This window comes from Xanthomonas sp. NCPPB 1062 (genome assembly GCF_041481705.2).
Lineage (GTDB): Bacteria > Pseudomonadota > Gammaproteobacteria > Xanthomonadales > Xanthomonadaceae > Xanthomonas > Xanthomonas euvesicatoria.
Genome location: NZ_CM192987.1, coordinates 3,171,215 through 3,195,071, shown reverse-complemented (window position 1 = coordinate 3,195,071; position 23,857 = coordinate 3,171,215). Strand labels below are relative to the sequence as shown.

The following is a 23,857-nucleotide window of genomic DNA, read 5'->3' as shown; positions in this document are numbered from 1 at the left end:
ATGATCACGATTCGCACGACACTCTGCGCGCTTGGCGTGGCCAGCGTGCTGTCCGGTTGCACGCTGATGCCGCGCTACACACGGCCCGACGCACCGGTGCCAGCGCAATTTGCCGGCACCGACGTGTCGGCAGCCCCTCCGGCTGCCACTGCCGATACCGCCGGCACCGCCGACGCCGCGTACATTGCCGATATCGGCTGGCGCCAGGTCTTCACCGACCCGGCGCTGCAGCAGGTGATTGCGCTAGCCTTGGACAATAACCGCGACCTGCGCGTGGCCGCGCTCAATATCGAGGTGGCACGCGCGCAATATCGGGTGGACCGCGCCGCGCTGCTGCCCGCCATCGAGGGCACCGGCACCGCCAACAATGCGCGCACGCCCTCGGAGCTTGCCATTCCCGGCCAGCCGCAGGTGTTCCGCACCTACAGCGCCAATATCGGCGTCAGTGCCTATGAGCTGGACCTGTTCGGCCGCGTGCGCAGCCTGAAGGAACAGGCGTTGCAGCAATTCCTGTCCACCGCCGAGGCACGCCGCAGTACGCATATCAGCCTGGTGGCAGAAGTGGCCACCGCCTATCTGACCTTGGCGGCCGACCAGCAGTTGCTGCAGCTGGCGCAATCCACCCTGGCCAGCCAGAGCGACAGTTATCGCCTGCAGCAGCGCAGCTTCGAACTGGGTGCGGCCTCGCAACTGACCTTGCGTCAGGCGCAGACCACGGTGGAAACCGCACGCGTGGATGTGGAGCGCTACACCGCGCAGGTGGCGCAGGATCGCAATGCCCTGGTGCTGCTGGTCGGCACGCAAGTGCCGGTGGAATTGCTGCCGCATGCACTGCCCGACAACGCGAGCGTGGAAGGCAATGTGTTGGCCAGCGTGCCGGCCGGCTTGCCGTCTCAGTTGCTGCAACGTCGCCCCGACATTCTGGAAGCCGAGCGCAACTTGCGTGCGGCCAACGCCAATATCGGTGCGGCGCGGGCAGCGTTCTTCCCCAGCATCAGCCTGACCGCATCGACCGGTTCGTCCAGCAGTAGCCTGTCCAGGCTATTCGATGCCGGGACGCGCGCCTGGAGCTTCGTGCCCACGCTGACCTTGCCGATCTTCAATGCCGGGCGCAATCGCGCCAATCTGGACATGGCCAAGGCCAACCGCGATATCGAGGTGGCGCGCTACGAAAAGTCGATCCAAAGCGCGTTCCGCGAGGTCTCCGACGCGTTGGCGCAGCGCGACACGCTGGGCAGGCAACTGCAGGCCCAGCAAGCGCTGGTGGATGCCACTGCCGATAGCTACCGATTGTCGCAGGCGCGTTTCGAACGCGGCATCGACAGCTATCTGCAGGCGCTGGATGCGCAGCGTTCGCTGTACAGCGCGCAGCAGACCTTGATCAACACCCAGCTGTCGCGCTTCACCAACCTGGTGACGTTCTACAAGGCCATGGGCGGGGGCTGGCTGCAAAGCGCAGCGCCCACTGCCGCCGCGGCCCCGGCAACGGAGCCGCCGCGTGGATGACGACGCACCGTCGGTTGCGCCCAGGCGTGCGCCGCACGACAAGCGTGGCGCCATCCTGGCGGCGGCACGCGTGCTGTTTCAGCAGCACGGCTTCGACAGGACCAGCATGGACACCATCGCCGAGCGCGCGATGGTGTCCAAGGCCACGGTATATGCGCATTTCGCGTCCAAGGAGGTGCTGTTCCGCACCACCCTGGAAGCGCTGGCGCAGGCCTCGCCCAATCGCTGGACGGCCTTGCTGGAGCTGCAGGGGCCGCTGGAGCAACGCCTGACTGCGGTAGCCGATGCAGTGCTGCGCGTGTCTGCCAGCAGCATGCGGGATGATGCCGCGTATGGCCTGGTACGCCCGCCACTGCTGCCTGGCCAGGTGCGCGAGGAAATGTGGACGCTGTGCTTCGAGCGCTACGACACCATGATGCGCACGCTGTTGGCGCGCGAGGTGCAACGCGGCGCATTGGTGATCGACAACGTGCCCGATGCATCGGTGCATTTCTTCGGATTGATGACCGGGCGGCCGGCTACCGCTGCCGCGCGCGGCGATGCGCCAGAGGCGCAATCGGTGCAGCTGGATGCGTATGTCGGCGGCGCGGTGGCGTTGTTCCTGCGTGCGTATCGTCCCGCATCTGCACTGGTTGAGGCGGATCGCAAGCGCGAGGTGCCCAGCGGGTTCTAGTTGCGGCAGCAGGGCGGCGCGCTGGATGGCTGGCGTCGGTAGCGCGCCGTCGTCGTCTCGTGCGCAGATCCTACGGTCAGCCTGCGCGTTGATGAGGGTCGCTCATAAGGCTTAGCGTCGCCCGCTGTGCAATGCGCCTGTGGCACCGGACTATCGTGGCGCATCGGTGCTGCAGCGGTGTTGTTGTCTGCGGCGGACTCATTCGATGCGGCCGTTGCCGCGGGAGCAAACGATGCAAACACGACAGTTGGGAAACAGCGGATTACGTGTGTCTGCGCTGGGGCTGGGCTGCATGGGCCTGAGTTATGGCTACGGGCCGGCGACCGCGCACAAGCAGGCTGTCGCCTTGCTGCATGCGGCAGTGGAGCGCGGCGTCACCTTCTTCGATACGGCCGAGGCTTACGGGCCCTTCGCCAACGAGACGTTGCTGGGTGAAGCGCTGTCGGCGCAGCGCGAGACGCTGGTGATTGCGACCAAGTTCGGCTTCAAGGAAGGGCAAGCCGACGCCGGGCTGGACAGCCGTCCCGAACGCATCCGTGCGGTGGCCGAGGCCAGCCTGACGCGTCTGAAGACCGACCGTATCGACCTGTTCTATCAACATCGCGTGGACCCGGCGGTGCCGATCGAAGAAGTGGCGAGCACGGTCAAGGACTTGATCGCCGAAGGCAAAGTGATGCATTTCGGCTTGTCCGAAGCGTCCGCCGATACCATCCGGCGCGCACACGCGGTGCAGCCGGTGACCGCAGTGCAGAGCGAGTACTCGCTATGGTGGCGCGAGCCGGAAACCAGTGTGCTGCCAACGCTGGAAGAACTCGGGATCGGCTTTGTGCCATTCAGTCCGCTCGGCAAGGGATTTTTGACCGGTGCCATCCGAGCCGACACGCAATTTTCCGCCGACGATTTCCGCAATCAGGTGCCGCGGTTCGCTGCCGAGGCGCGGCAGGCCAATCAGGCGCTGGTCGAACGCATCCAGGCCATTGCAGCCGACAAGGCCGCCACGCCGGCGCAGGTGGCGTTGGCGTGGTTGCTGTCGCGCAAACCATGGATCGTGCCGATTCCCGGCACCACCAAGCTGCATCGCCTTGACGAAAATCTGCGCGGTGCTGCATTGACCTTGAGTAGCGAGGAGCTTGCGCGTCTCCAGCAGGCGCTGGATGCGGTGGCGATTGTCGGTGCGCGTTACAGCCCGGAGCGGCAGAAACTGGTCGGCAAATAACGTCAGCGGTCATGCCTGCCGCACGCGTCATCGCGCCCTGGCAGGCTCTGTACGAGCGTGGTCAACGCACCAGATCGTGCCGCAATGCATCGATCACGACCTTTAGTGCGCTGGAGGATTGGCGGCGGCTGGGGTAGTAGGCGTAATAGCCTGCGAACGGCTCGCACCAGTCTTCCAGCACGCGGCGCAGCCGGCCGGCGGCCACGTGCTCCAGCACCATGGTCTCCGGCAGAAAGGCCAGGCCGCCGCCTGCCAGTGCAGCGCGCAGGATGGCGCTGCTGCCATTGAAGGTCCATTGCCCATCCACGCGCACCTTCACTTCGCGCCCGTCCTTGTCGAAATCCCACGGCAGCAAACCGCCGTGGGTGGGCAGGCGTAGACCGATGCAATTGTGCTGCGCCAGATCGGCCGGTACCGCCGGGATGGTGTGGTGCACGAAATACCCCGGCACTGCCACCACAGCCATGCGCTGCATCGGGCTGATCGGTACCGCGATCATGTCCTTGGCGACCTGATCGCCGAGCCGGATGCCGATGTCGTAGCGTTCGGCAACGATGTCGGCCAGGCCGTAGTCGACGGTCAGTTCGACCTTGAGGTCCGGGTAGTCTGGCAGCACCTTCGACAATGCCGGCCAGATGTAGGCATCGGCGGCATGGCCGGCGGTGGTGATGCGGATGGTGCCGGCCGGCTTATCGCGGAAATCGGTGAGCGCGGACAACTGCGCGTCGATCTCTTCCAGGCGCGGTGCCACGGTTTCGAACAGGCGTGCCCCGGCTTCGGTCATCGCCACGCTGCGCGTGGTGCGGGTCAACAGGCGAATGCCCAGCCGCGTCTCCAGTGCGCGCACGGTGTGGCTGAGTGCCGACTGCGAGAGGCCCAGTTGCGCGGCGGCACGGGTGAAGCTGCCTTCGCGCGCTACCGTGACGAACACCTGCAGGTCATTGAGATTTTCCCGTGCCATTGCCACCAATGCCCGCGTCAGGCATGCCATTCATGCGGCTGCATCATGCGCGAATGTGCGTGATGGCTTCAATGCTGCAGCAGGCACTCCGCGGCGCTGCGGGATTGATGCGCCGTGTTTCTAGGAGCATGCGCGGTTAGCCGGTTAGTGGTCTCGGGCAGGCGCGCTACAGTTCGAACACTCGAATCTAGGAGCACTGCAATGAATCTGTTCGCGACTGCAATGTCGTTGTCGATGATGGCCGCCGTGGTTCCTGATGAGGCCGCGAGACCGATCAGGGTGAGCAAGGCGGGGGGGGCGCCGTCGGCAGTGGGGTCGGCCGAGTATTTCACCGGCAAGGTGCGCATCGATGCACCGTTCCAGGCCGACGCACCGGCACGCGTCGGCGGCGCCACCGTCACCTTCGAGCCGGGCGCGCGCACCGCATGGCATACCCATCCGCTGGGCCAGACGTTGATCGTGACCGCCGGCGCCGGGCGCGTGCAGGAGTGGGGCAAGCCGGCGCAGCAGATCCGCCCGGGCGATATCGTGTGGATTCCGCCCGGCGTCAAGCATTGGCACGGTGCCAATGCCAACGTGGCGATGACGCATATCGCCATTGCCGAATCGCAGGACGGCACGCCCGTCAGCTGGCTGGAGCAGGTGAGCGAGGCGCAATATGCGGCCGAGTAGACAGCGGTGATGCCGATGCTGGCGCGGTGATGATGCCGCCTCGGCGTGAGTGGACGCTGCGGCGGATTGCCGGGGCCGCTGCGCCGCCCGCGCTGCGCCCGGCAGACCTCACGCCGCTTCGGTGGCGTCCTGCGCGTTGGCACGCAGCCGTTGCGCATCGCGCGCGGGCGAGATGCCGAGGATGCGTGCGTAGTCGCGACTGAACTGCGATGCGCTCTCATAGCCAACCCGGAAGCCGGCGTCGGCAGCGGTCAGCGCCTCGGCGACCATCAGGCGGCGCGCTTCGTGCACGCGCAGCTGCGAGCGGTATTCCAGTGGCGTCATCGTGGTCACCGCCTTGAAATGCGCATGGAAGGTGGAGCGGCTCATCGCCGAGAGATCGGCGATCTGCTCGATGCTGAAGCGCTGCGCATAGTGCTCGCGCAACCACACGATGGCCCTGGAAATCTGGTTGAGCCGGCTGTCGGCGATGGCCATCTGGCGCACTGCCGCATTGGCCGGGTCGGCCATCAGGCGGTACAACAGTTCGCGCACGATCAGGGGAGCGAGCGCGGCAATTTCATGCGGTCGATCGAGCAGGCGCGCCAGCCGTAACGCTGCGTCCTGCAACTGCGGCGTGCTGCGATTGAGTAGCAGCCCGGCCGATGCCGCATCGCGCTGCGTGTCCACCAGCTCCGGATGATTGATCGCCAGCTCGCTGAGCACCGCGGTGTCCAGGTCCAGGCAGAAACATAGGTATGGTTGCGCGCTGCTGGCTTGGATCACCGAGCCGACGATGGGCAGATCCACCGACGCCACCAGGTACATCTGCGGGTGATAGACGTACGCCTGCGCGCCCAGCATTGCCTGCTTGCGGCCTTGCGCCACCAGACACAGCATGGGTGTATAGACAGTGGGCATGGCCACTGTCGGCGCTGCGCTACGCATGATCTGCAATCGGGCGATCTGCGTGGGATGCATGCCGTCGCCAGGCGCATGACGCAGCAAGATCGTGCTCAATTCGGTCAGCGAAGACATGCGAAAACCCGTCGACGATGCGATGCGGCCCGGCCGCGAGGGCACCGATCGTACAAGAGTGCAGGTGGTGTGGGCGGCAAGGTCCATCGCGCGGGCGGTGGGCTTGCGCCCGATGGACAGCGCGGCAGCAGTCGTGGCCGCCTGCGCGTGAACTGCGTCGGCCCTGATAGGGCGATCACAGGCCGGCCGTATCATGGCGAGGTCTCTCGCATTCACCTGCTGCCATGCCCGCAAAACGTTCCAGCTTTCCAACGCCGACCAGCCCGGCAGAGTGGAAGCGGCTCCAAGCCGCTGCCGCCACCGAATTGGCGCGGCGCACCGCACAGGCGCATCTGCAGATCCTGGGGTTGTTGCGGACGCATGGACATCTGTTGAGCGATGCGCAGCGGCGTAGCCTGCACAAACGCCTGTTGCGCGGCGGGCGTTGATCTGCGGGAGCGATTGCCTGGTGGCTGCGCATGCTGCCGGCCTCCGCTTGCGGTCGTGCACGGTCATGCCGCGGGCCGCCAGCCAGTCGCGCACTCGGGGCGCGTGAGACGCAGCGACCACGCATCGATGCCGCCGTTTCCGATGGTGACTGGCATGCCGCAAACGGCGCCCTACACCTGCTCGCAGTCGCGGCAGGCGCGTTTCGCTGCAGCGCCTTCCGCACGGCAACCGCCGGTGCCGGCCGGTCCCATGCGCGGTGTTATGTCGCCAGGTCCCAAGGCGGCTGTGCGCCCAGCCGCTCCAGCAGGAAATCCACGAACGCGCGCACGCGCGGCGGTTGCAGCTGGCGCGCCGGCGTCACTGCGCTGATGTGCGAGGTGGGCGGGGGGTAGTCGCGCATCACTTCGACCAGGCGGCCGCTGCGCAATTCGTCGGCGATGTGCCAGTACGAATGCACCGCGATGCCCTGGCCGGCGACCACGGCGTCGCGCACCAGCTCGCCGAAGTTGCTTTCGAAGCGGCTCTGCATGCGCACGCGCACCAGCCCACCGTCGGGCGTTTGCAATGTCCACACGTCCTGGCGGCCGTCACGGCCCATCAGCAGCACGCCGGCGTGCTGTGCAAGTTCGTCCGGCGTGCGCGGTGTGCCGTGACGCTGCAGATAGGCGGGCGAGGCCGCCAGGGTACGGCGGTTGTCGGCAATGCGCCGGGCCACCAGCCCGGAGTCCTCCAGTGGTCCGATCCGGATCGCCAGATCGAAGCCCTGTTTGACCAGGTCCACCAGGTCGTCGCTCAGGTGCGCGCTGATGCGCAGGCGCGGATGGCGGGCCTGGAATTCCGGCAGCAGCGGCGACACGTATTGCCGCCCGAATGAGGCGGACATGGTCATGCGCAGCACGCCACCCACGTCGTGCGCGCTTTCGCGCAGATCCTCGGCCAGCGCGTCCAGATCTTCCACCAGCACGCGGCCACGTTCGGCCAGCCGCTGCCCTTCGGCAGTGGGATGCAGGCGGCGCGTGGTCCGGTGCAGCAGGCGCACGCCCAATTCGCGTTCCAGGCGCTTGAGACGCTGGCTGGCCACCGCCACCGACAGATCCAGGCTACGCGCGCCTGCGGTGATCGAGCCCAGGTCGAGCACGCGCAAGAACAGGGCAATATCGCCAAGACGGTCCATGCGATTGTCAATGATTGATTGAAAGTGAATCAGGATAGCAGGGCTTTCTGTAAGTAAACGCAGGGCGCAGGCTGTGCGCAGTCCTCCCTGGCCATGCCCATGTCCAATCTCACCTCTGCGCGTGCGTCGCGCTTTCCGCCGGCATTGCTGGCATTGACCATCGGTGCCTTCGGCATTGGCACGACCGAGTTCGTGATCATGGGGCTGCTGCAGCAGGTGGCCGCCGATCTGGGCGTTTCGCTCAGCGCGGCGGGCCTGTTGATCAGCGGTTATGCGCTGGGCGTGTTCGTCGGCGCGCCGGTGCTGACCCTGGCCAGCGCACGCCTGCCGCGCAAGGCGGTGCTGATCGGGCTGATGCTGATCTTCACCGTCGGCAACGTGGCCTGCGCGCTGGCGCCGGACTACACCAGCCTGATGCTCGCGCGGGTGCTGACGTCGCTGGCCCACGGCACGTTTTTCGGCGTCGGCGCCGTGGTGGCGACGTCGCTGGTGCCGGCCGAACGCCGTGCATCGGCCATCTCGCTGATGTTCGCCGGGCTGACCGTGGCCACCTTGCTCGGGGTGCCGGCCGGTGCTTGGCTGGGCCTGCAACTGGGCTGGCGCGCGACCTTCTGGGCGGTGGCAGCGATCGGCGTGCTGGCCACTGCCGCGGTCGCGGTGTGGGTACCGGCCACGGCAGGTGCTGCCACGCCGGTGTCGTGGCGGCAGGAAGTGGCGGTGTTGCAGCGGGGGCAGGTGCTGCTGGCGCTGGCGATCACGGTGGTGGGCTACGCCGGCGTTTTCGCGGTGTTCACCTACATCCAGCCGCTGCTGCTGCAGGTCACCGGCCTTGCGCAATCGGCAGTGTCGCCGGTGCTGCTGGTGTTCGGCGTGGGCATGATCGTCGGCAATCTGCTCGGTGGCCGGCTGGCAGACCGTCGCCCCACCGCGGCCCTGCTGGGTAGCCTGGCCGCCCTGGTGGTGGTGCTCGGCGCGCTGGGGTGTGTCCTGCACAGCAAGGCCGCCATGGTGGCCTTTGTCGGGCTATTGGGCGTGGCCGCCTTTGCCACCGTGGCGCCACTGCAGTTGCGCGTGCTGGAACACGCGCGTGGCGCCGGCCAGAACCTGGCCTCCAGCCTCAACATCGCCGCCTTCAACCTGGGCAATGCGCTGGGCGCATGGCTGGGTGGCGTGGTGATCGCCACGCAGGCGGGCCTGGCCGCAACGCCCTGGGTGGCCGCGCTGTTGAGTGCCATCGGGCTGGGCATGGCGCTATGGAGCGTGCAGTTGCAACGCCGCCGCGCGACTGCGCCACTGGCCTGTACGCAGATGGGGTGAGGTGATCGCGCGCTGGTCATTCGCCGGGTTGGCGCAGTGCGCCTCAGGCGGCATTCGAGGCGCATAAACACTGGTTTCGCGCCCAGCATTCCACAAGCGCGAGCGGCCAGCGGTCACCCAACGCATCTCTCATTCAACGTTACCAAGGAATTCTCAATGGAAACCCGTCTACTGGGCCGTTCCGGTTTCAAGCTGCCCGTGCTTGGCCTGGGGGCCGGCACGTTCGGCGGCAAGGGGCCGCTGTTTTCTGCATGGGGCGATACCGATGTGGCGCAGGCGCGGCGCATGATCGATGTGTGCCTGGATGCAGGGCTCAACCTGTTCGATACCGCCGATGTGTACTCCGATGGCGCATCCGAAGACATCCTTGGCCAGGCCCTGCAGGGCCGCCGCGATCAGGTGATTCTCTCGACCAAGACCGGCCTGCGCCTGGGCGATGGCCCCAACGATGCCGGCGCCTCGCGTTTCCGTTTGCTGCGTGCGGTGGAGGCCTCCTTGCGGCGTTTGCGCACCGACTACATCGATCTGCTGCAGCTGCACGCCTTCGATGCGATGACGCCGATGGAAGAGACCCTGTCCACGCTGGATGGCTTGGTGCGCGCGGGCAAAGTGCGCTATCTGGGCGCGTCCAATTATTCCGGGTGGCAGCTGATGAAGTCGCAGGCGGTCGCCGATGCGCACGGCTGGAGCCGCTTTGTCGCCAACCAGACGTATTACTCGCTGGCCGGGCGCGACTACGAGTGGGAGCTGATGCCGCTGGGTATCGACCAAGGTATCGGTGCGGTGGTGTGGAGCCCGCTCGGTTGGGGGCGGCTGACCGGCAAGCTGCGGCGTGGGCAGCCATTGCCGCAACACAGCCGTCTGCATGCCACCGCCGCGGCCGGCCCGGCGATCGACGATACGCGCTTGTTCGACATCGTCGATGCGCTCGATGCCGTTGCCGCAGAGACCGGTCGCAGCGTGCCGCAGATCGCCATCAACTGGCTGCTGCAGCGGCCGACCGTGAGCACGGTGCTGATTGGCGCACGCAACGAGGCGCAACTGCGCGAAAACGTCAGTGCGGTGGGGTGGTCGTTGACCGAGGACCAGCGTGCCCGCCTGGATCAGGCCAGCGCGGTGGAGCCGCCGTACCCGTACTACCCCTATTGGCGCGGGCAGTTTGCAGAGCGCAGCCCGCTGCCGCTGTAAGGCGGGATGCACCAATGCGCCACGCTGCAACACACTGCAGCAGCGTGGCACGCGTGACTGCCGCGGTTCTCGTGCAGTGGCGTCACAACGGCCGTGCCGCCGGAACGATCACTTCCGGCTTGATTGCGCCCACGCCGTTGCTGCCTTGCAGCTGGCGGCAATTATCCAATGCGGTCATCGCCGAGGCATAGCCGATCATCGCGCTGCCGTCGGTGGCGGAAGCATAGATCAGCCTGCCGCCCGTACGCGTGGCCAGTGCGCGCGCGATGGCTGGCGTGGTCTCGAACAATTTGATCGAAGCGCCGAGCAATGCCGGCTGGCCGCTCCGCATTTCCAGCGCGGCAACGACGGTCGCCGGTGGTTCGCTGCGCGCGGTGCGCGCGACCGCGTTCGCCGCGCCGCTGGTGTCCAGGTAGATCGCGTAGCGATCGACGCGGGCAACCGGTGCGTTCGCGCTGGCCTGCGTGCTTGCTAGCGTTTGCGTGGCGGCCGTACCGCGCGTGGTGTCGGCCAGCTGTACCACTGCTGCTGGGATCAGCCGGAAACTGGCACGGTCCACCACCACGGTTTGCCCGGTTGCGGCAGCCCGCAGGCGGGCGCGATCGAATACCTGTGCCGAGGCGGGTGCAGACATGCTGGCGGCAACGACGCACAGCAATGTGATCAGAGAAGTTTTCATGTCAGTGGCCCACCACGCGCATTTCGAATTGCTGCAGTTGTTCCTTGCCGTTGTCGGCGAGCATGTCGTCCACCTCCAATGTCCAGCGACCGGCGGCCGCCTCATCCAGGAAGGCATTGCTGGAGGTCAGGAAGACCACGAAGCCATCGCCCGGATCGAGCGTGGAAAACGGCGTCATCACGGTGCTGCGGGTGCCGCTGGGCGAGACCAGCACGGCGCGCAGTTGACGCGGATTCTTGTGCGTCCCCGCGAAGTACAGCTGTACGCCTTCCACCTTGAAGGACTGTTTGATGTCGATCGCCAATCGCGCTGGCGAACCGATGCCGCCGATGGTGCTGCTCTTGCCGTCATAGACGGTCCACTCGGTGTCTTGCATTGCAGGCAGCGGAGTGAAATGCATCGCACGCTCCACCGCCGCGGCTGCATCCACCAAGCCGAAGCCATACCAGTTGCTGAAACGGTGGCCGGCCGCGTTGGTGATCCAGGCGGGCTCGATCACGGCGTCCTTGTAGAACGCCTTGGCCTGATGGGGATCGACCTGCACCGCCGTCGTCGCCAGGATGTATTTGACATCGCGCAGCGTCAGTTGCGGGTTGGCGCCCAGCATCAGCGCTGCGACGCCTGCAACCGTCGGTGTGGCGGCAGAGGTGCCGTTCATGCGTGCGCTGTAGTTGCACGAGGCATCGATCTTTGAGTGGCTGGTATCCAGCGCGTTCTGCGGCGCACGCGTGCGATCGCGGTTATTGCCTGCCGCGCATCCGCTCAGATCGGTCGTCACGATCGCCGGTGAGAAGAATGGTTGCGGTCCCTGTGCAGCGAGCAGTGTATAGAACGGACTGTAAGTCTCAGGATGCGGGTCGAAGCGACGCTGGAACCCAAATTCGCCGGAGAGACCGGACACCCACACTGCGGATCCGGGCGAGGAATAACTCGCACGCACACCGTCGGCGTTGACCGCACCGACCACAATCATGGTGGTCAGGCTGTTGAGGTTGTCGATATTGGCGCTGCTGCAGGCGACGCCAAGCTGCCGGGTCTGGTCGCTGCAGCGATCGATCAGCTTGCCCTGTGCATCCACATCAAGCAGCGTATTGAAATCATTGCCGGCTGCCTTGACGTAGATGCCGCCCTTGCCGCCACGCTGGGCACGCATCATTTTTTCCAGAGAGCGCTGCTCGTCGAGATCGCTGAATGGATAGACCGCTGTCGAGATGCCGAAGCTGTTGTTGAACACGTCCATCGCACGGGCTTCCGGGCCATCGCCCCAGGAGTAACGGATATCGACGTACTGCTTGCTGCCATCGACTATGGAAAGTGCATTGAAGCCAGCTACATTCGCCTCCGGCGCAACACCGCGTCCACCCAGCCCGTTCCATCCGCGTGCCGCGATGATGCCGGCGACCGCGGTGCCGTGGTCATTGTCGATTTCATCCGCAGGCGGCGTCGGATCGTTGGAACCATTCAAGAAGTTATGCGAGCCGCCGGCAACGATGTTGTCGACGAGATCCTCATGCGCAATCTCAAGCCCGCCATCGATGACCGCCACCTTGACTCCGGCTCCGCGAATGCCAAGCGTGTGCAGGATGTCCGCATCCAGATCGACGCCTGGCCGTGGACGCTGGTCGCCGAACACCGGCTGGCCTTGATTGAGCAGATGCCATTGGTAGCGGAACAACGGGTCGCTGGCATTGTTTGTGTTCTGGGTGGTCTTGATCGGCGCGTCAACGCCGGTTGCTGCAGCATCGGCTGTCAGCGAGAAGGGCCCGAGCGCCAGCAGCCACGCGCAAAGCAGCGGCAATCGCCGCAGGGGAGACAGTGTCATGGCATGGTATCGGTCATGGGGGCGCACGCCAGATGCAGGTGCCGGCCAAACCGGCCGGCAGGCTGCCTGACGTGAAACGGCCGCAGGGATCGGCCTGCGGCCGATGTACTTACATCGGTTGCATCACCGCCTGCATGACCACCAGCGCCGCCTGCGCGACACCGCTGCTGCGCTGCAGGCCGGGCAGTGCGCGCTGGGCCTGGTCCACCGATGCATAGGTGATCACCGCGCTGCCGTCCACCGTCGAGGTGTATGCAATGGTTCCGCCGGTGCTGGCAGCCAGCGATTTCGCAGTGGCGGGCGTGATACCGGTGAGTTTCACCTGCGGGTTGACCAGCACGACACGCCCGTTGCGCTCATTCACCGCAGCGGCGATGGGGCGTTCGGTGTTCGTGGCAAGACTGCGTGCGGCACCCGCAGGCGCATCCAGCACGACCGCATACGGCCCGATGCGCGCGGCGACCTTGTCGCTGGGGGCCACCGCACCCGTAATGCCGGCTTTGGCTGCCGACCGCTGCGCCGATATCGCGTTCCGTGGCGGCTTGTGCTCGCTCACCACCGTGGCCGGCAGCATGCGGAACATGTCCGGTCCGGACTTGAAACGCACGCCGGTCGCTGCCGCACGCAGGGTGTTGGCGTCCATGTATTGCACTGCCTGGGCAGCACCGGTTGCAGCGAGTGACAGCGTCAATAGGCAAGCAACAATCATCGGTTTCATATCAGTGCCCCACGATGCGAAGTTTGAAAGCGTTGAGTGCGACAGTGCTCCTGGGATCGCTCATGTCGGTCACTTCCAGGGTCCAGATGCCGCGCGATTTCTCGTCCAGAAACGCATTGCTGGAGGTCAGGTCGATATAGAACCCCGTCTGCGCATAAGCAGCCGGATCCAGGACGGAAAACGGCGTGGCGACAACGCTGCGCGTCCCGCTCGGCGACACCAGCACCACACGCAGGTTGGACGGCGTCTTGTGCGCCGACTGCAGCGACAGCTGCACCGCTTCCACCTTCATCGCCTGCTGCACACGGATGCGCAGTTTGCCCGGGCGCGCCGGGCCGCCGATCTGGCTGGCGGCATCGGTGGAGCTGATCCATTGGGTATCGCGCATGGGCGGCAGCGGCGTGAAATAGCGCGCCTTGTAGACCGCGGCCGCGGCATCGGCCAGGCCGAAGCCGTACCAATTGCTGAAACGGTGCCCGGCTGCGTTGGTGATCCAGCCCGGATCGATCACGCTGCCCTGGTAGACCGCCTGCGGCTGCCATGGGTCGATCTGGCGCGCGGTTGTCGCAAGGATATATTTGACGTCGCGTGCGCTCAGGCTCGCATTGGCACCGAGAACCAACGCAGCCACGCCAGACACCGTGGGCGCTGCAGCCGAGGTGCCGTTCATGACGGCGTTGTAGTTGCACGATGCGTCGATCTTCGACTTGCTGCCGTCCAATGCGTTGTAGACCACATCGGGAGCTTCGACGTTGTCGCCAGCTGCGCAGCCGCTGAGATCGGTGGTGACAATCGCCGGGTCGTAGGCATAGGGGACGGCGTCCGGGTAAAAGGTGGACGCTGCGTCGGGATAGAACTTGCGTTGACGGCCGAACTCGCCGCCAAGACCGGAGACCCACAACGCAGAGCCTGTGGACGAATACGAGGCACGGGTGCCCTTGGCATTCAGGCTGGCCACGACGATGGTTCCGGGCAGATTTGCCAACGGATCGATGTTGGCCAGAGAGCAGCCGACTTTCAATGCACGCGATTGTTCGCTGCAGCTATTGACGGGGTTTCCGTTCTCGTCGGGCACAAGGAAGCGCAGGAAGCTATTGCCCGCAGATTTGACGTAAATGCCGCCAAGGCCTCCGCGTGTCGAAGCCATCAATGCTTCCCAGCTGCGCTGGTCTTCCAGCGGAAAATCCTGGTAGAACGGGGTAGTCGAACCCCAGCTGTTGTTGAAGACATCGATGTTGCGTGCCTCCGGGCCATCGCCCCATGCATACCGGATGCTGGCATCGGTGACCGAAGAGTCGCGTGCAAGAAAGTCGAATCCTGCCAGTTGCACTTCTGGCGCCACGCCGCGTCCGCCGCGGCCATTCCAGCCCACCGCACCGATGATGCCGGCGACGGACGTGCCGTGACCATTGTTCGGGTCGATCGGCGTGGTGTCGTGCGACCCGTCGCCGAAATTGTGCGACCCGTTTGGCAGGATGTTGTCTGCCAGATCTTCATGGCCCAATTCCAGCCCATCGTCCACCACGCCCACCCGCACGCCGCGGCCGCGAATGCCCAGGGCATGCAGGATGTCGACATCCATGTCCACGCCGGCGACCGGACGGCTGTCGCCGATCACGGCCTGCCCCTGATTGGAGATATGCCACTGGTACCGCAGCAATGGGTCGTTGCCAGTGGCTTTCGCTGTGGCGCTATTGCTGGCGCTGGCGCTGGCAGTGGCCGGGGTGGCGGCAGCCGTTGCCTGGGTGGCAGCAAGTACCGACGGCGGCGTACTGCCGCTCAGGAGGACAACGATCAACAGCGCGAGAGGTCGCCTGCGAAGAGAGTTCATTCCGTTTGATTCCAGTCAAATGGGGGGCGCCGTCGAGTGACACACTCCTCCGTCAGGCCAACCGCGCGATCGGCCTTTGCAACTGCTCCACTCCACGAAGCTCGCGCCTGTGAAGCCGGTGTTGGTGGAGCCGGAAAGAGGAATGCGAGTGAAGGACCCAACAGGTGCCAGCCAGGTCCGGAAAGCCCGTCAGGCAGTGCGATCCGAAAGCCGAGCTGCACCGCAGGCAGTCAGATGCTGCGTGTCGATGCCCGGGGAGTGCGACATCGATGCAAAGGAGGCTGCAACAAGAGCCATGTGCGTTTATCCCAGTTGAGTTACCAAGCGCATGTCTGCCGATGGACGCTGCGGTCAGGTCCGGCGTCGGCTCCCCTGTGCGTGTCGACGCAGCCGATGTTGTCGATGCGTGTGCATCAAGAACGCCTGGATTACAAAGGGGGGCAGCATTGTCTGCAAGGCATGCCAGCGACGACATCTTCGTGACACATCGCGCAATTTACGGCTGGCGTGTCGGGTGATGCGTTGCATGCGAAGTTCTGCCGACGAAAATTGCAGAAAAATTTGGCAGTGGCAGTCACTTCGATCGAAATAAGCGATCACGATGCGTCGTCGTGCTTCGCATGCGGCGCTGTTCGGCTCCGTCCTGTCATCACCGTGTTACACCGTCTGCCGCGCATGGGAAAACGTATGCGGCCCGCAGCGTCTGGCAACGTCGGCCATGGCCCGGGCATGCCAGTGCCACCAGGCTGCGCATCGAGACATGCGGTAGCGAGGTGCCGCGCAGCAGTCTGCGCTGCTGCGCTGCTCAGCGTGTGGCGGCGAACTACCAGCGGTACGCCACCGACATCTGGTACTGCCGCCCGGCGATGGGGCGGCCCATGAAGACACCACCGGTGGCTGCGCCAGGCACGCGCACGTTGCCTTCGGTCAGGCCCAGCGTGTCGGTGACGTTGCTGCCGCTGGCCGTCACTTCCCAATGTTCGCCCACATGCAGGTTGGCGCCGATATCCAGCATGTCGTACGAAGGCAGGCGCTGGCTGTTGGCCAGGTCCGCAAAGCGCTCGCCGATGTACGAATAGGTGGCAAACACCTTGAGGTCGCCGAACGGCAGCATCCAGTAATAGCTGGGCGTGATGCGGAACTGGCGCTTGGGTTGGCGCATCACCTGGTTGCCGGTGAACTCGCGATAATTGCGGTACTTGGCGTCCAGCCACACCCCGGTGCCAGCCAGCTCGAACCCGCCGAACGGCCGGATCGCACCCTCCACCTCCAGGCCACGTGCGCGCGAATCGCCCACGGCGGTGAAGTTCTCGCCATTGGCCAGGAATGCCTGGAACGGCGAGTTCTTGAAGGTGTTGTAGAACGCGGTGAGATACAGGTCGTAGACGCTTGTGCCGGACTTCAAACCCAGCTCGTATTGATCCACGTCCTGCACGCGGGTCTGTCCATCGCGCAGGTTGTCGAAGCCGGGAAACTTCACCCCGGAGTTGACCCGCGCAAACAGGCTGTTGTGCTGGTCCAGCGTGAAGTTCAGACCGGCTGTCCACGACAACGCTTCATCGTTCTGATCGATGCGCCGGGTGGTCGCCAGCGCCAGCGAGGTGGCGTTGTCGTACAACGTGGCCGGGTTGCCATCCAGATCCACGGTCGTAGTGTCGTGCACATCGCCGGTGACGCTCTGGCGCTCGTAGCGTGCGCCCAGGTCCAGGCGCAGGCGTTCGCTCAGCTCCCACTCGTCGGCGACGAAGGTGGCGATGTTTTCGCCGTCGTACTTGGCGCGCAGGTTCAAGAACGCGGTACTGGTGAACCCCTGGCGCGTGGCCTGGCGGCCATCGTCCAACGCCACATCGATGCGGCGCGCGTTGTTTTGCGCGGTGAGCAACATGGTATTGCCCAGGTACCAGGTGTCGGCAGAGGAATACTTGGCGTAATACGCGCCCACCGTCAGCGTGTTGCCGGCAAACAGCTCGCGGCTCAGACGCAGGTCGTTGGTAAAGGAATTCAGGCGTTTGTCCACCGACCACCATCCGGCTTCGAGCACCTGCTGATTCGCATCCACCACGCCGCCCCCATTGGTGTAGCTGGCGCTACCACTGCTGCCGTAGCTGGCGATGAAATCGCCCAGGCGTTGTGGCGCATCGCCGGTAAATAGCGCGTAGGTCGGTGCGCTGCCGCTGATCACATTGAAGCGGTCTGCAACGGTCCAGCCGCCGCTCTCCCAGTTCCATTCGCCGCCGAACACGTCGATGTTGACGCCGCGCCCGTCGGCCAGGTCGCGCCGCAGCGTCTGGCCATCGGGTCCGACCAACAGATCCACATTGCGGAAATCGCGGCCGAGCAGGGTGCCGGTCTGCGCGTTCAAGCCGGGGAAACTGGAAAGATCGTTGCCGTTGTTGCGCGAGAGCAACGGGATCGCGGTGTAGAACGCGTTGTTATCGTCGGTGTGGCGCGCGTAGAACGACAGCTCGCCGTTGTCCCAGCGCTTGCTCAAGGTGGCGCTGAACTGGCCGCCCTTGTCGGCGGAGAACTGCGGGTCGCGCACGCCGTCGGTTTCGCGAAAAAAACCGCCCACGCTGTAGTACCAGCCATTACCCATCGGTCCGCTGTTGAACACATCGATGCGGCGCAAGGCGTTGTTGCCGCCGGTCAGGCGCACGCTGCCTTCGGGTTCGTCCTGGCCTTTTTTCTGGATGAAATTGACGGTCAATCCGGGCTGGCCGTTGGAGAAGATCGGGCTGGAGCCGCCGCGCAGCACTTCCATGCGTTCGACGGTGTCATCGACACGGAACAGCGTGGAATTCTCCAGGAACGACAAGGTCGGCGGCGGAAACAGCGGCGAACCGTCCAGTTGCATGGTCACGAACGGCGCATCGCCTTCCGATGGCATGCCGCGCACGAAGATGTTGGCGCCGGTGCCGCCACCGCTGGGCTCGGCCCACACGCCGGGCACGATCTTGAGCAGGTCGGCGGTGCTTTGCGGCACCGCCTGCTGGATCTGCTCCGGGCTGGCCGTGGTGATCGAAAAACTGGCGTCGCGCTTGGCCAGGCCCTTGAAGCGCGCGGTGCCGCTGACGATAACCGCATCCAGCGTGGTGGCCTCCTGGTTGCCTGATGCAGGCGTGGCGGTCTGCGTGCGGCCATCCGGTGCCAGCAGCGCGGCAGCGACGGCAAGCGAAAGGGTGTAGCGGGGCGATGAAAAACGCATGCGCAAGGCTCCTTGTCTTAAAGTGCAAGAACGCTGCCGAGCCACACCGCGTGTGCAGGCATCGGCAGCCAGTGCACGCGCGCGCCCGCGCTATCGCGTCGCTTGCGCCCCCTGTCAGCGCAGTGCTAATGAAGTTTTAACCCTAGATGCGCCGCAGCGTGTTGTGCGACGCAGCAGCCGTGGGCTGCGCTTCCACGTTGGGAAGAAGGTCGTGCTGGCGTGTCGCGCGTCGGTGCTCCCGTCCTGAGTGCCGTGCAAATCCACGCGCTGGCGAACGCGACTGCAGGCGCAGTGCAGTGCGCGCAAGCCGGCGCCGATAGCTCGGCAATGCACATAAAAAAGGCCGCCCGAAGGCGGCCTTCCTTCCAGTCAGCAGGGGAGAGAGTCTGCCGTCAGAAGAACAGGCGCACGCCGAACGAGGCGCTGCGGCCAGGAAGCATCACATCGTCCTTGAGGAAGGAGGTGTGCACGCGTGCGTCCTGGTTGGTCAGGTTGTTGCCGTCCAGGAACACTTCCCACGCCGTGCTGCCGTGGTCCACGTGATACGCCAGATGTGCATCGACGAAGGTGTAGCCGTCGGTCGGCGTTTCGTTCACTGCCACCTTGTCCTGCTTCATGGTGCGGGTGGCACCGAGCGATGCGCGCCACTGCTGCGCATCCCAGCGCAGCTGCGCACCGAAGCGGCCCGGTGCGATCCGCGGCAGGTTGCCGCCATCGTTCAGGCGCGCCCGCACGGTATCCCCGAACACGCGCAGGTCCCACGCACCGTTCTCGTTGTTGGCCAGGTGGAAGGTGGCCTCGCCTTCGAAGCCGTGGAAGATCGCATCGGCCTGCGTCCACTGGCGAATCGGCAGGAAGTCGTTGTCTTCTTCGTTGAACCACTGGCCGCCGGTGTCGACGATGTAGACGAAGTCGTTGTAGCGGTTGTAGTAAGCCGCCACCTTGGCATCCACCCATTCGTTCTGGAAATTCAATCCCAGCTCGGCCTGGTTGGCCTTCTCGGTCTTCAGGTTGGCGTCGCCGATTTCGAAGGCGAGGGTGGCGATGTGCGGGCCGTTGGCGAACAGTTCTTCTTCGGCCGGCGCGCGCTCGGCATGGTCCAGGTTGGCGGTCAGACGCCATTGTTCGTTGAAGCGGAAACCGCCGCTGGCCGAGAAGCTGGTCGGCGTGAAATCGCGATCCACGCCGACATCGGTCTGGTACTTGACCTTGTCCACGCGCGCGCCGACTTCGGCGGTGACCCGCTCCCAACTGTTGCGCGCAACGGCAAATGCGCCGAGCGAGCGTGTATCGGTCTTGGGCACGAAGGATTCTTCGCCGATCGCCTGGAAGGTGCTGTCGCTGCCTTGCAGACCGAATGCAGTCTGCCAGCCGCCGCCAAACGTGAACGAGGCTTCCACGCGGCCTTCGTTGGCCCGCTTGGTGAACACGGTGCCGACTTCGGCGCCTTCGAATTCGGTATGTGCGTAATCGGTATGGCCGAAGCTGTAACGCAACGCGCTGCCTTCGCCCCACGGATCGGTCAGCCCGCCCTTGAGGTCGTAGCGGTCCTGCTGCAGTTTCAGCGACACGCCGCGCTCGCCGATGGACGGGTCGCCCGGCTCGCCCGGGTTGCCGTAGTTGTCGCGGAAACGCGATGCCGACAGGCCGACAAACCCCCAGTCGCCGGACAGCGATGCACCGATCGAGCCCACCTTGGAATCGATCCAGCTGTTGAGCTGGCGGCCTTTCGGCGTGTCGTAGTCGTTCTGGTTGCGATACACGCCATCGGCGTGGATCGACAGCCCGCTGCCATTACCGGCATCGACGCGGAACATGTCGGTGTTGCCGTCCTTGTCGCCGCCGTCCAAGCGCACTTCGGCGCGCCCGCTGAAGCCGTCCACCGGGGTCTCGGCGATGCGCCCGTCGACCACGTTGACCACGCCGCCGATGGCGCCGGAGCCGTACAGCAAGGTCGAAGGACCCTTCAGCACTTCGATCTGGTTGGCCAGGAACGGCTCGATCGCCGGGGAATGGTCCTGGCTGACGGTGGATACGTCCTGGGTGGACAGGCCGTCGCGCAGCACTGCCACGCGCGGGCCGTCCAGGCCGCGGATGATCGGCCGGCCCACGCCGGGTCCGAAGTTGGAACTCTGCACGCCGGGCAGGCTGGCCACGGTTTCGCCCAGGCTGGAACTGCGCACCTCGTCCAGACGCTCGCCGGCCAGCACTTCCACCGGGCGGCTCAACTCACCGGCCGCATCGCGCAGCGGGCTGGCGGTGACCACCACCTTGTCCAGATCCTTGATATGACGCCCACTGGAGGGGCTGGCATCGTGGCGCGTGTCCGAACTGGGCGGGGTCTGCCCATCGGCAGCGACCGGAGCGTCCTCGGCCATGGCCAGGGCAGGGGTCAGCAGGCTGGCCAGGGCCAGCGAGAGCGCAGAACGGCGGAAAGAGGGAGCAAAAGAGGGCATGGTGGACCGGACTCTGTAATTGTTACTGTGTATCAGTGGTAAGGCGCAGCTTTCCTGCTGCGCCGGCGGCGAGCCCGCATGACTGCGCGATGCACTGATGCGGGGCTGGAACAGTAAGATGTTATATTATTCCACGTCGCCGCGAGTACCCTGCTGGACGTCATGCCTCTACCAACCCTTCGCCATCTTCTTGACCGCTTCGGCGCAACCGGCTCGCTGCTGTGCGCGGTGCACTGTGCGGTATTGCCACTGGTGCTGGCGCTGGCGCCTTCGCTGGGCCTGTCGTTCTGGCTGGGCGACGGGGTGGAACGGGCCATCGTGGTGTTCGTGACGCTGCTGGGCCTTTTCAGCCTGGTGCTCGGGTATCGCCGGCATAAAGCGCTGCATGCACTGGCGTTGCTGCTGCCCGGCCTGGGGTTGCTGTGGCTGGGCCTGCTGTACGACCCGCTTCATCATTCGGTGGTGCCGCATGCGGTGGTGATGACGCTGGGCGGCGCCCTGGTCGGTATCGCCCACCTGGTCAATCTGCGTCTGAATCACGGGCATGGGCATGTGCACGACGCCAGCTGCGCGCACTAAGAACGGCTAACAAAACGACTGCAGCCGCCAGGCGGGCGCGGCCGGTGCTCGGAATCGGCATGTACCACGCGTACGCTAAGGTTCTGAGCGCGCCGTCCGTGCCCACCTGATAGCTGCTCGCTACGTTTTGTTAGTCGCACTAAGCCTTTGTCGTCGTGCGGTTGCGTCGCCGCCAGGCCGATGCGGACAGCGGAGTTCCTCCACGTCTGCCCCCGCATTTTCTGGCTGCTCTGCTGCTCCAACCGCGGCCGCGCACAGTCCACGACTGCATGCATCGTTCTTGGGTCGATCAGTGCCGCAAGGCGGCCGGGCGCTGCCCAGCTACGCGCGCCGGGGCCGCCGTGGTAGGCTTGTCGGCCTTGCGCGAGGGCGCCGCCGGTGAAACCTCGCCAGACCTGTGCCAGCACGGGAATTTGTATTCACATTCAGGAGTCGACGAAATGGGTAAGGGTGACCGTAAGACCGCCAAGGGCAAGCGCTACAACGCCAGCTACGGCAATTCGCGTTCGCACGCGGTGAGCAAGGTTGTCGTGGGTGCAGCTGCCCCGGTTGCCAAGAAGGGCGTGGTCAAGGCCCCGGCCAAGAAGGCCGTCGCCAAGAAGACCGTCGCCAAGGCCGGCTGATCCGGGCCAGCTTCGCGACACCAGAACGCGGCGCTTGCGCCGCGTTTTTTTATGTCCGCTGTCCGGCATTGCCTGGCCGGCATCGTGAAGGCGCCGGCTGGCCAGGCGATGCCCGATCAGGTCGCGGCAACGTCTTTTCCCCCGGCACGTTCATGGACCCGGCGTACGTGTGCGCGCTGGCTTAGGCCCGGCGCCACCTGATCAACGCCGGGACATGTGGTCGATCACCAGGCGACCCGGCACTGAATCATTGCTGTCGCAGCCGGCCGCGCTGCGCACTGCTGGCCGGCCGCATCCAACGTCAGTGACCAGGCGCGGAAGTCGTCGGTGCCACGGTAGCGCCACCCGGTGCCAGCAACTGCTCGGCCAGGCCACGATAGATCGGCGTCTTGCAGACCAGCCCGGAGACTGCGCGCGCGATCAGCACGGTGGCCAGGATGGGCAGCAGCATCTGGCTGGTGTCGGTGAGTTCCAGCGAAATCACCGCCGAGGTCAGCGGCGCCTGGGTCACGCCGGTGAGATAGGCGCACATGCCCAACAGCACGAAGGTGCGCGGATCCACGCTGGGCATCAGCACCGAGAGGTTGTGGCCGATGCCGGCACCCACTGCCAGCGCCGGCGAAAACAGGCCACCTGGAATGCCGGCCAGATACGAGACCAGGTTGGCGATGAGTTTCATCATGCCGAACTCGTGGCCGACCACCGCATGCCCCTGCACCAGGCTGCGCGCCTGTTCGTAGCCGGTGCCGAAGGCGCCTTGCCCGAACACCAGCGCCAGCCCGACCAGTGCAACGCCGCACAATGCGGCCAGCAGCACCGGATGCCGTTGGCGCAGCGCGCCCAACCAGCGCGGTTTGCCGCTGACGCTGGCCAGCACCATCCGCGCGAAGATGCCGCCGAGTAACCCGGCCACGCTGCCGCACAAGGCGATCGCCAGCCAGGCCTGGCCCAAGGGCAAGGCCACGGCCACCTTGCCGAAATAGGTGTAGTTGCCCAGCAGGCCCAGCGACACCACCCCACCGACGATCACCGCGGTGAGCAGGGTGCCGGAAAAGCGGTGCTCGAAACGCCCGCTCAGCTCTTCAATCGCAAAGACCACGCCCGCAAGCGGGGTATTGAATGCGGCCGCGATACCGGCGGCGCCGCCGGCGAGCAGGAAATGCGAGAGCTCGCGTGGGTCGCGAAAACCGAACCAGCGCCCGAACACATGCATCAGGCTGGCGCCGACATGCACGGTGGGTCCTTCGCGTCCCACCGATGCGCCGCCGAGCAGCGACAAGGTGGTCAACGCGAGCTTGCCAACCGACACGCGCAACGAGAGGTTGCTGTCGCGAAACGCCGGCTCCGGGTGCTCCAGCGCGGCTATCACCTGCGGGATGCCGCTGCCGCGCGTAGGCCGCAGCGCACCGGAGGTGAGCCAGGCGAGCAGCGCGAAGATGCCCGGCGTCAGCAGCAGTGCCCACCAGATCGAGTGTGCGGTGATGCGTTGAAATAGATGAAAGGCCGCGTCGCTGGCCTTGGCGAATACGATCGCCACCAGCGCCACCGCAATGGCGCCGCCCCACAGTGCAGCGCGACGACGCCAGCCTTCGCTGGACAACAGCGGCCGCAAGCGACGCGGCGGGGAATTGGAACCAGACATTGCGTCATTGTCGCACTGCTGGGCCGCAGCGGTGTCTACAGCGAGCCACATTCCTGTGCTGTCGCCGACATGAGCCCCGCGGCCACGACGTGGCGCAGCGTCTTGCCTGCGTGCGCGTTTTCGGCGTAGATGCTGCGCGCGCGCAGGGC

The 23,857-nt window shown here is 65.5% G+C and carries 19 protein-coding genes and 1 other RNA gene; 10 read left to right on the top strand and 10 right to left on the bottom strand.

What is annotated here, in order from left to right; translation table 11 throughout:
- The 3 genes from ACCQ16_RS13940 to ACCQ16_RS13930 all read left to right on the top strand — a co-directional run bounded on the left by ACCQ16_RS13940 (position 1) and on the right by ACCQ16_RS13930 (position 3,395).
- Entirely contained in the window at positions 1–1,506 is a 1,506-nt protein-coding gene (locus ACCQ16_RS13940; RefSeq protein WP_014090623.1) for an efflux transporter outer membrane subunit, read from the top strand.
- Positions 1,499–2,179 carry a TetR/AcrR family transcriptional regulator gene (locus ACCQ16_RS13935; RefSeq protein WP_218531309.1) on the top strand — a complete coding sequence of 227 codons (681 nt, stop codon included), beginning with the start codon at positions 1,499–1,501 and terminating at the stop codon, positions 2,177–2,179. Before ACCQ16_RS13940 ends, ACCQ16_RS13935 begins: the two co-directional genes overlap by 8 nt.
- 232 nt (positions 2,180–2,411) lie before the next feature.
- Complete coding sequence (locus ACCQ16_RS13930; RefSeq protein ID WP_218531310.1) at positions 2,412–3,395, top strand: aldo/keto reductase; 984 nt, start codon at positions 2,412–2,414, stop codon at positions 3,393–3,395.
- Between the two features lie 61 nt (positions 3,396–3,456).
- Here the strand turns inward: ACCQ16_RS13930 and ACCQ16_RS13925 are convergent, their stop codons facing one another.
- Positions 3,457–4,356: a LysR family transcriptional regulator gene (locus ACCQ16_RS13925; RefSeq protein ID WP_005919295.1), complete on the bottom strand. Its 900-nt coding sequence runs from the start codon at positions 4,354–4,356 to the stop codon at positions 3,457–3,459.
- A 201-nt stretch (positions 4,357–4,557) separates the two neighbouring features.
- On the opposite strand from ACCQ16_RS13925, the gene ACCQ16_RS13920 reads away from it, so the two are divergent.
- Complete coding sequence (locus tag ACCQ16_RS13920; RefSeq protein WP_029819840.1) at positions 4,558–5,028, top strand: (R)-mandelonitrile lyase; 471 nt, start codon at positions 4,558–4,560, stop codon at positions 5,026–5,028.
- A 108-nt stretch (positions 5,029–5,136) separates the two neighbouring features.
- Here the strand turns inward: ACCQ16_RS13920 and ACCQ16_RS13915 are convergent, their stop codons facing one another.
- Complete coding sequence (locus ACCQ16_RS13915; RefSeq protein WP_011348053.1) at positions 5,137–6,045, bottom strand: AraC family transcriptional regulator; 909 nt, start codon at positions 6,043–6,045, stop codon at positions 5,137–5,139.
- A 224-nt stretch (positions 6,046–6,269) separates the two neighbouring features.
- On the opposite strand from ACCQ16_RS13915, the gene ACCQ16_RS13910 reads away from it, so the two are divergent.
- Positions 6,270–6,473: a hypothetical protein gene (locus ACCQ16_RS13910; RefSeq protein WP_014090619.1), complete on the top strand. Its 204-nt coding sequence runs from the start codon at positions 6,270–6,272 to the stop codon at positions 6,471–6,473.
- 260 nt (positions 6,474–6,733) lie between these two features.
- Here the strand turns inward: ACCQ16_RS13910 and ACCQ16_RS13905 are convergent, their stop codons facing one another.
- Positions 6,734–7,648 carry a LysR family transcriptional regulator gene (locus ACCQ16_RS13905; protein WP_122272543.1) on the bottom strand — a complete coding sequence of 305 codons (915 nt, stop codon included), beginning with the start codon at positions 7,646–7,648 and terminating at the stop codon, positions 6,734–6,736.
- Positions 7,649–7,747: 99 nt separating this feature from the next.
- On the opposite strand from ACCQ16_RS13905, the gene ACCQ16_RS13900 reads away from it, so the two are divergent.
- Both ACCQ16_RS13900 and ACCQ16_RS13895 read left to right on the top strand, forming a co-directional pair.
- Positions 7,748–8,965, top strand: a complete 1,218-nt coding sequence (locus tag ACCQ16_RS13900) for an MFS transporter (RefSeq protein WP_014090618.1) — start codon at positions 7,748–7,750, stop codon at positions 8,963–8,965.
- A 156-nt stretch (positions 8,966–9,121) separates the two neighbouring features.
- Entirely contained in the window at positions 9,122–10,153 is a 1,032-nt protein-coding gene (locus ACCQ16_RS13895) for an aldo/keto reductase (RefSeq protein WP_277572630.1), read from the top strand.
- An 82-nt stretch (positions 10,154–10,235) separates the two neighbouring features.
- On the opposite strand, the gene ACCQ16_RS13890 is transcribed toward ACCQ16_RS13895, so the two are convergent.
- The 6 genes from ACCQ16_RS13890 to ACCQ16_RS13865 all read right to left on the bottom strand — a co-directional run bounded on the left by ACCQ16_RS13890 (position 10,236) and on the right by ACCQ16_RS13865 (position 20,864).
- A complete protein-coding gene (locus ACCQ16_RS13890; RefSeq protein ID WP_277572631.1) occupies positions 10,236–10,832 on the bottom strand; it encodes a hypothetical protein in 597 nt (198 codons plus the stop codon).
- A gap of 1 nt (position 10,833) precedes the next feature.
- On the bottom strand, positions 10,834–12,654 hold the full coding sequence (locus tag ACCQ16_RS13885) for a S8 family serine peptidase (RefSeq protein WP_277572632.1): 1,821 nt from the start codon (positions 12,652–12,654) through the stop codon (positions 10,834–10,836).
- A 109-nt stretch (positions 12,655–12,763) separates the two neighbouring features.
- Positions 12,764–13,372, bottom strand: coding sequence for a hypothetical protein (locus tag ACCQ16_RS13880; protein ID WP_029819832.1), 609 nt, complete (start codon positions 13,370–13,372; stop codon positions 12,764–12,766).
- A gap of 1 nt (position 13,373) precedes the next feature.
- Positions 13,374–15,170, bottom strand: a complete 1,797-nt coding sequence (locus tag ACCQ16_RS13875; RefSeq protein WP_277572633.1) for a S8 family peptidase — start codon at positions 15,168–15,170, stop codon at positions 13,374–13,376.
- 856 nt (positions 15,171–16,026) lie between these two features.
- A complete protein-coding gene (locus ACCQ16_RS13870; RefSeq protein ID WP_277572634.1) occupies positions 16,027–18,408 on the bottom strand; it encodes a TonB-dependent receptor in 2,382 nt (793 codons plus the stop codon).
- 392 nt (positions 18,409–18,800) lie between these two features.
- Positions 18,801–20,864, bottom strand: a complete 2,064-nt coding sequence (locus tag ACCQ16_RS13865) for a TonB-dependent receptor (protein WP_277572635.1) — start codon at positions 20,862–20,864, stop codon at positions 18,801–18,803.
- Positions 20,865–21,026: 162 nt separating this feature from the next.
- On the opposite strand from ACCQ16_RS13865, the gene ACCQ16_RS13860 reads away from it, so the two are divergent.
- The 3 genes from ACCQ16_RS13860 (at position 21,027) to ACCQ16_RS13850 (ending at position 22,066) form a co-directional block, all read left to right on the top strand.
- On the top strand, positions 21,027–21,443 hold the full coding sequence (locus ACCQ16_RS13860; protein WP_008571877.1) for a MerC domain-containing protein: 417 nt from the start codon (positions 21,027–21,029) through the stop codon (positions 21,441–21,443).
- A gap of 59 nt (positions 21,444–21,502) precedes the next feature.
- A non-coding RNA gene (locus ACCQ16_RS13855) (sX9 sRNA) lies at positions 21,503–21,579 on the top strand.
- Between the two features lie 304 nt (positions 21,580–21,883).
- Complete coding sequence (locus ACCQ16_RS13850; protein ID WP_008571876.1) at positions 21,884–22,066, top strand: 30S ribosomal protein THX; 183 nt, start codon at positions 21,884–21,886, stop codon at positions 22,064–22,066.
- A 301-nt stretch (positions 22,067–22,367) separates the two neighbouring features.
- Here ACCQ16_RS13850 and ACCQ16_RS13845 read toward each other — a convergent pair whose 3' ends face one another.
- A complete protein-coding gene (locus ACCQ16_RS13845; RefSeq protein ID WP_008571873.1) occupies positions 22,368–23,759 on the bottom strand; it encodes a chloride channel protein in 1,392 nt (463 codons plus the stop codon).
- Positions 23,760–23,857: the final 98 nt, after the last annotated feature.